Here is an 8,287-nt window from a genome sequence, read left to right as displayed (position 1 = left end):
GGGAACCGTGGGGCGTTTTTGTGTTTCGTGCCGCATTTTTCTACCGAGAACCGTTTGGTTTTTTATTGCCCCCCTCCCGCCCCCCCCCCCCCAGCCGGCCTGGACCAGTACGAGAGAGCCGAAACGTTCTTCCATGATCCGACTGGCGCGTTCGGCGGCCCGAAAGTGCAGGCGCTTTCGCCACCTCTGGTACCGGCCCTGGGCCGAAGGGTAGGCGACGTTCTGCAGCACCAACCCAGCGACGGCTCCGACCGTCACGTCCCACCAGTTCATGCCAACCCTCCGAAGCTTCGCCTGTGAGTCTCTTCCCGACGGTAGGCGGACGCAGCAATGGGGTGCTTCGGTTGCGCAAGCGCCGGCAGTGTGGCCATGATCAGGCATCCGCACATGCCGCCGACCGCGCCCTACGCAGTGTCACGACAACCGGATCAAACTGGCGCCCGGTCGTGCCGAATTGAGCGCGTGTCACCAAACAATCACTCTGGGTCGGTCTAGTGGCCGAGGTAAAGCCAGAAGCGCAGGCCCGGGCTCATGCCATCAATCGAGGCACTGGACGTGAACGACGATGTGCTGTGGCTGACCGCCCGTGTCTCGGTGTAGGACCTCAAGCTTGACCCGGTGCCGGTCCTCTGAGACGGGGGCGTCCTTCTCGCCGGCCAGGCAGGTTGGATAGGTACCGTCGTTGTGCAGTGTCCCGCTCACGTCCTGCCAGCTTACGGCGATTACTGAGTAGATCGTGTCGCCATCGCGAGGGCTCCGTAAGGCTTCGTCTTCCTCAAAGGCGATGGACCTGGTCTGGTCGTTCGACCAGGTGGCCGTCCCAACGAGCAGCTCCGGCTTGGCGGTGTGCGGATCGTCGGCAAGCTTGGCCGCCCCGAAGCCGCCGACCAGCCCTACGGCGACCAGCGCTAGGGAGAACGCAATCGTTGCGAGGCGACGATTTGGCGGGGTAGCGACCGCAGCTTGCAGCGCGTCGGCGGATGCCACTGGCATGCCTGCAAGGTACGCGATCGGCGCCCACCGGGCTGGCCCAAAAGCGCACTCTCATGCCGCAGTCCGGGCGTTACTCGGCGTATCCGCAGGCCTGAATTGGTGTAGCCGTATTTGGGCTCAGGTCGATATCGTCGCGCCGTGGTGCAAACCAGGCGGTACCCCTATGTCGGTCCGGCCGAGTTCCGTGACCGAGTGATCGCGGTGGACGCTGTTGCCGTGGACTCGGTTGCCTCGCTCGACGAGTGGCTGGCTGGGCGCGACCGCGGAGACCTCGCCGAACCGGTCACGTTCGTCGTTGCTCTCGATGGCGTGCTCAGACTGGCGCCGCGTCGTAGCGAACACATCGCCCTCGCGGGCGGGCGGGACGTACTCGCCGCCGGTGAGATGGCGTTTACCTCCGCCGGCATCGGCTGGCGCGTCGCCGAGGTGACCAACCAGTCGACTGGCTACTGCCCCGACCCGGACTGCTGGCCCGCTGTGGCAAAGGCGCTCGACCGAGTCGGCATATCGCATCCTGGCGGCTTCACCGACCGGGTCATCTTCCGCCGTTGCCCGAGCTGCGGCGAGCGCAACATCGTGCGGGACGACGACTTCACGTGCGCCCTGTGCGGTAGCGCCCTGCCCGCGCAGTGGAACCTCAAGTCCGACTGACGGCATCCGGATCTGCCGCTGTCGGCGCGCGGGCGGCGAGCGCGACGGACCCTGCGTACGCTGCCGTGGTGCAGATCGACTTGGTTGCCCTGATCGTTGACGAGTACGACTCCGCGATCGCGTTCTTCACCGACGTACTCGGCTTCGATCTCGTCGAGGATTCCCCATCGCTGACCAATGACGGTCGACCCAAGCGGTGGGTCGTCGTCCGGCCGCCGGGTGCCCAGACCGGGATTCTCCTCGCTCGCGCCGACGGAGAACAACAACGTGCCGCAACCGGTAACCAGGTAGCCGGCCGAGTCGGGTTCTTCCTCCGAGTCGACGACTTCGACGCCGCTTACCGACGGATGGCCGAGGCCGGTGTCACCTTCGTCCGGGAGCCACGGGCCGAGCCCTATGGCCGGGTCGCGGTCTTCCTCGACATCGCCGGCAACCGGTGGGACCTCCTCGGATCCGCGTGACGTCACCGCAGTTGCCAGTCGAGGCGCCCAGGCCAGACGTCCCGATTTGCCGCGATCCGCTCGATTTGTTCGCGGCGCCAGTCCGCCGAAGTGACCTTGGACGCTACGGGGGGCTGGTAGGAGGCCGCGCGCCCGGTCGGGGAGTGATCGACAATGGTCGCGTGCTTTGCGACGTTCTTGCCTACTACAAAGACCTCGCGATCACTGGGCTGCCGGTGGCGATGTGCTGGACGGTGGCACAGCCGCTGGGCGTTGCCCTGACCGTCGAGGACGTGGCGTCCCGCCTTGCTGGCGACCCCGACGTTCTCGAAGTGCTTGACCTGTCCGAAGCCTACGAGATCGGCCCGAACGACGGGTGGGTCCTGCATCTCGATCAGGTAGGCCCCGCTGTCACCATTTTCGAAGACAACGGCTTCCAGGGAGCCCGCCCGGAGGTGCTGCGAGCGCTCAGCGTCGACGCGAAGGTTCACAGTGCCTGGTGGAACGTCAACGCGGTGACACGGTTCAGCTTGCGACCAGCGTGCTGAGGTGTCGTAGCCGCGGGACTAGGCAGTCGCGGCCGGGGCGTACTCGGGCTCGCGACCCTCGCTCACATCCGTGGCGTTGTTGCGGTCCGCTGTGGAACGCCGTACCACCAACGCCAGCCCGGCGAGGACGGTCGCGGCTGCGGCCAGCTCCGTCGGGCCGACGGGCTCGTCGAGCAGCAGCCATGCCGCGCTGAGCCCGAAGACCGGCACCAGGAGGCTGAACGGCGCCACTCTCGCGATCGAGTACTGGGCGATCAGCCGGTTCCAGATACCGAAGCCGACGAGGGTCGACACGTACGCGACGTACGCCACGGCTAGCAGCCCGCGCCACGACAGACCGGTGATCGCATCCAGCACCGCCTGTCCGCCGTCGACAACGCCGGCCAGGCCGAGCAGCGGCAACGGCGCCACCAGGCTCGACCAGACCAGCAGCGAGAGCGGTCGCGTCTCGTCGCTGGTCCGCATGACTAGGTTTGCCAGGGCCCAACTGGCCGCCGCGAACAGCGTCAGCACGAAGCCGATCACGGAGGCGTGGCCGCCGCTGTGGATCGCCAGCAAGCCGATCCCGACCGATCCGACCAGCACGCCGGCCACCTGCGCCCGCGCCGGCCGCTCGCCCAGCACCGCCGCCGCCAGCAGCACCGACATCAGGGCCTGCGCCTGCAGCACCAGCGAGGCCAGACCGGCCGACATGCCAGCCGCGAGCGCCGTGAACAGCGCGCCGAACTTCAGGACGCCGAGCACCAGTCCGTAGGCGACCACGTAGCGGAGCCGGGCGCTGGGGCGCGGTACCAGGAAGACCAGCGGCACCGCCGCCGCGACGAAGCGCAGCGCGGTCAGCACGAGCGGCGGCAGGTCGCGCAGGCCCAGCTCGATGGCGACGAAGTTGACGCCCCAGATAGCGGCGACGAGCAGGGCGAGAAGTCGGTGTGATGCTTTCATGCCGGTTACGCTGCCCGAGGCAACGCTTAAGGACCAGTTCAACGTTCTTCATTGCTGCTGTAGCGTGGCTACATGAATCTTGACGTGCGCCGGCTCCGCGTGCTGCACGAGGTCGCGCTGCGCGGCAGCGTCACCGCTGCCGCCGCGGCGCTGCACGTCACTCCGTCGGCGGTCTCCCAGCAGCTCGTCCAGCTGTCCCGAGAGGCCGGGCACGAGCTTGTCGAGCGGGCCGGGCGCGGAATCGTCCTCACCCCGGCCGGCCAGGTTCTGGCCAGCCACGCGAAGGACGTGCTGGGCGCGGTGGAGCAGGCGGTGGCCGGACTCGCCGCGCTTCGCCACGGCGTCAGCGGTACGGTGCGGGTCGGCGCGTTCGCGTCCGCAGCCGGCGCGCTGGTGGCTCCCTCCGCCGCCCGCCTGCGGGCGAAGCACCCTGAGCTGGACGTGCGGGTGATCGAGGCCGAAGACCAGCAGAGCCGCCTCGACCTGCGCTCCGGCACCCTCGATGTGGCGGTGCTGCAGGAGTACGACCACGTGCCCGCGCCGCTGGTCGACGACCTGGACCGGCATCCGGTCACCACCGACCTGATGCAACTGATCACCCCGGTCCGGTGGCGCCGTCACACCGGCCGGCTGACCGAGCTGAGCGACGTGCCATGGATCGCCAGCGCCGAGCACACGCCGTGCCTACGGTCCACATTGCACGCTTGCCGGCTCGCCGGCTTCGAGCCGGACATCCGGCACCGTGCCGTCGACTTCGCGCTCACGCTGGACCTCGTCGCGGCCGGGCTGGGCGCCGCGCTGGTGCCGGAGCTGGCGCTGCGCCACGTGCCACTCGGGGTGCACGTGGAGCCACTGGTCGAGCCGGTCACCGAGCGACGCATCTTCGCAGTCACTCGTGCCCTCGGCGGCACGCCGCAACGGCCCGCGGTAGACGCCCTCCTGGCGGAGCTAAGCGGCTCGGCCGACATCCCCCGTGGACAGCATCCGCCGACCATCGCCTGATTTACGTGCTTTGACCCCCGATCGACGAGCATTCGGCCATGATCGGGGCAACGGACGTTGCCGTCAGTCCGCGCACGTCAGCCCGAGGTCGGTGGCGATGACCAGGAAGTTCAAGCAACACGGGAAGCGAACTCTTCACATCGTTAATGTCGCCGACCGCAGTGCCCAGGCTGATCGTCAGCGAGGAAACGTCCTGGTTCCAGCGGCTCAGAGGGCATCTGTTGACGGGATCGAGGTCTCGGTTTTGTCGATGGGCGCGCATGTCTTCGTGGAGTGGGCGTGCGGTGGGCGCCTGGACCACCTCGGCAGTAGCCCTCGCTGACGACGACGGCACTCAAGTCCGCACCTGCGTGCCCTGCTGAGTAGGGCAGAGGCTGTGCTGCGGACGGCCGGGCCGGCGTACCGGTACCCGGCCATCCGCGTTCTGACCACTGGCAAAACTACCGGTCCAGCGGCTCGATCCAGATGTTGCGGTACTGGACCGGATTGCCGTGGTCCTGCAGTCGGATGGCACCCGTCGCCGGGCCCTCGGGCCGGCTGCCGCCAGTCGGGCCGAGGATCTCGACGTCGTCGTGCACCTTGACGCCGTTCCACACCACGGTGACGCGAGGGTTGGCGACCTTCTGCCCGGATGCGTCGTAGCGGGCCTGCCGATAGACGATGTCGTACGTCTGCCAGGTCTGTGGCGGCAGCGCCGCGTTCACGTCGGGGGCCTTCTGGGTGTAGATGGCCGCGGCGTCGTTCTTCTGCGGCAGGTCGATGCCAAAGGAGTCCAGCACCTGGATCTCGTAGCGGTCCTGCAGGTACACCCCACTGTTGGCGCGCGCCTGGCCGGTCACGTCCGGCGGATACAGCGGCAGGTTGAACTCCACGTGCAGCCGGAAGTCACCGAATGCCTCCACCGTGCGCAGGTCCCCGTTACGCACCGTCATGGCGCCGTCGGCGACGGACCACGAGGGTTCGCGCCCGTCGGTGTGCTGCCACTCGGTGAGCTCGCCGCCGTTGAAGAGCGTGATGCGTTTGCCGTGTGGCCGGACGGCGAGCACGTCCAGGTTCAGGTGCCCGGAGTCCGCTGCCTCCTTGCGGTACTCGACCACGTTGCGACCCTTGTTCAAGCGCGCGGTGGTGGTGACGGTGCCCCACTCTTCCCAGGTCACGGTGGAGGGGAAGACCGTCTGCTCGACCCGTTCACCGTTGACGTAGAGGCTCAGCTGCTTCTCGCCGGAGTACGGATTCGGGCCGTTGCTGTAGCGCATCGCCAGGTCGTATGTCCCGGCCTCGCGGACATCGGCAGAGATCCTGGTCGACGAGCCGTCCTGGGCGAACCCGGCGGCGAAGCCGGCACCGGAGTAGGCGGCGTGGTCGGTCGCCATGCCGACGCCGGCCGTACGGCCCTCCTCGGCCTCGAAGAAGGTCTGCGGCTGCACCACCCGGCCCGGAATCTCGTTGAGCGTGTACCAGGCCTCAGTGTTCCACAGCTCCTCGCCGTCGGCGGACGAGAACGGACGCGGGGAGCGCACGTGCACCACGCGGTTCTCCTTCAGGCCCGGGATCTTGAGCTTGACGGTGCGGCCGTCGGTCGACAGCTCGGCCTTGGCCACCTTGAGCGTCTCCAGCTCGAGCTTCGGACCGCCGTACTGGCTCGTCGCGCCGTAGCGCCACTGCGTCACCTGGTACGCGTCGGCGAGTTCCTGCGCGGTCTCGGCCGACAGCGGCTCGGTGTACTCCAGCTCGAACCCGACACGCGACGCGCGCATCTGTTTGACCTCGAAGACCGAGGTGCCGTTGGGCGTGAGCTTCTGCAGGCCGTAGGAGAGCTTGCCCTCCTGGCCCCAGTTGCCGCCGGCGCCCAGGCCACCGGTGTAGAGCGCGCCGTCGGGGCCGAGGGTGACCTCGTTGACGCCGGCCTCCAGGCCCTGCGTGTGCCGGAACACCGCGCCCTGGTACTGCCCCTCGATCTTCTCGAGGAACACGCGCTGCAGGCCGCCGTAGGTCACGTCGCCGACGACCAGTTGCCCCGCGTACGGCCCCTGCTTCAGCAGCACCGGAGTCGACGGCGAGTTGCCGATCTCGTTCTGCGGGATCCAGACGATGGGACGCGTCACGGCCTTGTCGTCGAACGGACCCGCGGGCGTCGCGTAGTGGTTGTAGAACGCCCCTTGCTGGATCTGGACCAGCTTGGACGCGGGCAGCCAGCCGCCCTGGTTGTCGGTGACGAGGACCTCCCCGCGGGGGCCCCACCCGATCCCGTTGGGAGTGCGCAGCCCTCCTGCGACATAGGTGATCTCGCCGGTCTTGGCGTCCACCTTGATCGAGGTTCCGCGGTTCGGTGCCGGCTGGGGCACGGTGGTGGCGCCGCCCAGGTCGATGGCGACCGAGAGGTTGAGGTAGAAGTACCCGTCCCGGTAGAGCAGGCCGAACGCGAACTCATGGAAGTTGCCGCCCCATGGCCAGGTGGCGACCGTGCGGCGGTCGTCTGCGAGGCCGTCGCCGTCGGTGTCGCGCAGGGCCGTCAGCTCGTGCTTCTGGCTGACGTAGACGGTGCCGTCAACGACCGCGACGCCTTGGGGCTCGCGCAGCCCCTCCGCGAACTTACGGTAGGCCACCTGCTCGGGGCTGGTCTGTCCGGTGACGCCCTCGACAACGTAGATCTCGCCAGTCGCGTTGTCGGTGCCGCCCCAGGTGGACATCATCAGGTCGCCGTCGGGCCGGAACGCCATACCGGTGACCTGCGGCTGAAGCCCTTCGGGGCGCAGGTCGGTGAGGGTGTAGCCCGGGTGCACCCGGTCGAGCGGCAGGCCGTCGCCGGCCGAGTCGGTGGCCCCCTCGCAGTACTTCCATCCCGGGGCGGTGACGCGTACGACGTCGGCGTCGGTGCTCAACGCGGAGTTCGGTACCAGCTCGAAGCTGGTCGCACCCGGGCGGCGCCATTCGAGCCGCAGGACCTGGCCGCCGCCGTTATCGAAGAACTCGATGCGCAATGGGTGCACGCCGGCGCTGAGGGTGGTCGACCCTTCCTTGGAGGTTTCGCCGTGCAGCCCGTCGTGGTCGACGACACGCTGATCGCCGATCGTCAGCCGTGACCCGTCGTCGCTGGTGAGCCGGAAGGTGTACTCGCCGTCGACGGGCGCGGCGAGGTTGGCGATGACGTGGCTGATGAACCGGTCGGAGAGGCCGAACTCGTCGGTGGTGGTCCAGCTGACCTGCGGCATGAGCTTGTCGACGTTCGGTGTCTGTGCCGGCTTGAGGTCGCACAGCGCCGACAGCGGAGCTCCCATGTCGTACGAGCGCAGGGTGACGCCGGGTTCCTGCGGCGGAACATCGGCGGTGATGGGTGCGGCCCCGGCTGGGGTGATGGGGACCGCAGCGAGCAGGGCCGCGACAGCGGCACCTGCGGCCACGAGACTGACGCGACGGCGACGGCGCCATCGGTTCGGTGCGGGCATGGTTCCTCCCGGTGGGTGGGTCCTGGCCGAGGTAGGAGCACTTTCTCCTCCCTGGACGGGCCAGTACGGTCTCGGAACACAAAAGATCGATCGCAAACGCTATCACTTTGGATTGACCAAGCTGAACTTTTAGATTTTTGGATAAAAGTGGCCCCTGTTGGCCCATGACCTTGGTGGCATTTGGGGCAGCGCGAGCGGGGCATGTGGCGGCGTCGCGGAGCGGAGGCAAGGGCAGCGCGAGCCCGACGAAACGCCGCTACCACGG

At 68.1% G+C, this 8,287-nt stretch carries 7 protein-coding genes; 4 read left to right on the top strand and 3 right to left on the bottom strand.

Going from position 1 to position 8,287, the window contains the following annotated elements; all coding sequences use genetic code 11:
* Window positions 1-537: 537 nt before the first annotated feature.
* Window positions 538-993 (bottom strand): hypothetical protein, encoded by a 456-nt coding sequence (locus FB453_RS26315; protein WP_145794542.1) that lies wholly within the window; start codon window positions 991-993, stop codon window positions 538-540.
* Between the two features lie 192 nt (window positions 994-1,185).
* Here FB453_RS26315 and FB453_RS26310 point away from each other — a divergent pair, with 192 nt between their 5' ends.
* The 3 genes from FB453_RS26310 to FB453_RS26300 all read left to right on the top strand — a co-directional run bounded on the left by FB453_RS26310 (window position 1,186) and on the right by FB453_RS26300 (window position 2,632).
* Complete coding sequence (locus FB453_RS26310; protein WP_145794539.1) at window positions 1,186-1,644, top strand: TFIIB-type zinc ribbon-containing protein; 459 nt, start codon at window positions 1,186-1,188, stop codon at window positions 1,642-1,644.
* Between the two features lie 65 nt (window positions 1,645-1,709).
* On the top strand, window positions 1,710-2,105 hold the full coding sequence (locus tag FB453_RS26305; protein ID WP_112626036.1) for a VOC family protein: 396 nt from the start codon (window positions 1,710-1,712) through the stop codon (window positions 2,103-2,105).
* Window positions 2,106-2,248: 143 nt separating this feature from the next.
* Entirely contained in the window at window positions 2,249-2,632 is a 384-nt protein-coding gene (locus FB453_RS26300) for a hypothetical protein (RefSeq protein ID WP_145794537.1), read from the top strand.
* An 18-nt stretch (window positions 2,633-2,650) separates the two neighbouring features.
* Here FB453_RS26300 and FB453_RS26295 read toward each other — a convergent pair whose 3' ends face one another.
* Complete coding sequence (locus FB453_RS26295; RefSeq protein ID WP_145794535.1) at window positions 2,651-3,574, bottom strand: EamA family transporter; 924 nt, start codon at window positions 3,572-3,574, stop codon at window positions 2,651-2,653.
* 72 nt (window positions 3,575-3,646) lie between these two features.
* On the opposite strand from FB453_RS26295, the gene FB453_RS26290 reads away from it, so the two are divergent.
* A complete protein-coding gene (locus FB453_RS26290; protein WP_145794533.1) occupies window positions 3,647-4,576 on the top strand; it encodes a LysR family transcriptional regulator in 930 nt (309 codons plus the stop codon).
* Window positions 4,577-5,016: 440 nt separating this feature from the next.
* Here the strand turns inward: FB453_RS26290 and FB453_RS26285 are convergent, their stop codons facing one another.
* The gene (locus FB453_RS26285) at window positions 5,017-7,977 is read right to left on the bottom strand and encodes a 3-keto-alpha-glucoside-1,2-lyase-like domain-containing protein (protein ID WP_486480470.1); all 2,961 of its coding nucleotides are present in this window, start codon (window positions 7,975-7,977) and stop codon (window positions 5,017-5,019) included.
* Between the last annotated feature and the right edge of the window lie 310 nt (window positions 7,978-8,287).

Source organism: Micromonospora sp. CNZ322 (assembly GCF_007827755.1).
This window is presented reverse-complemented; position numbering and strand designations above follow the sequence as displayed.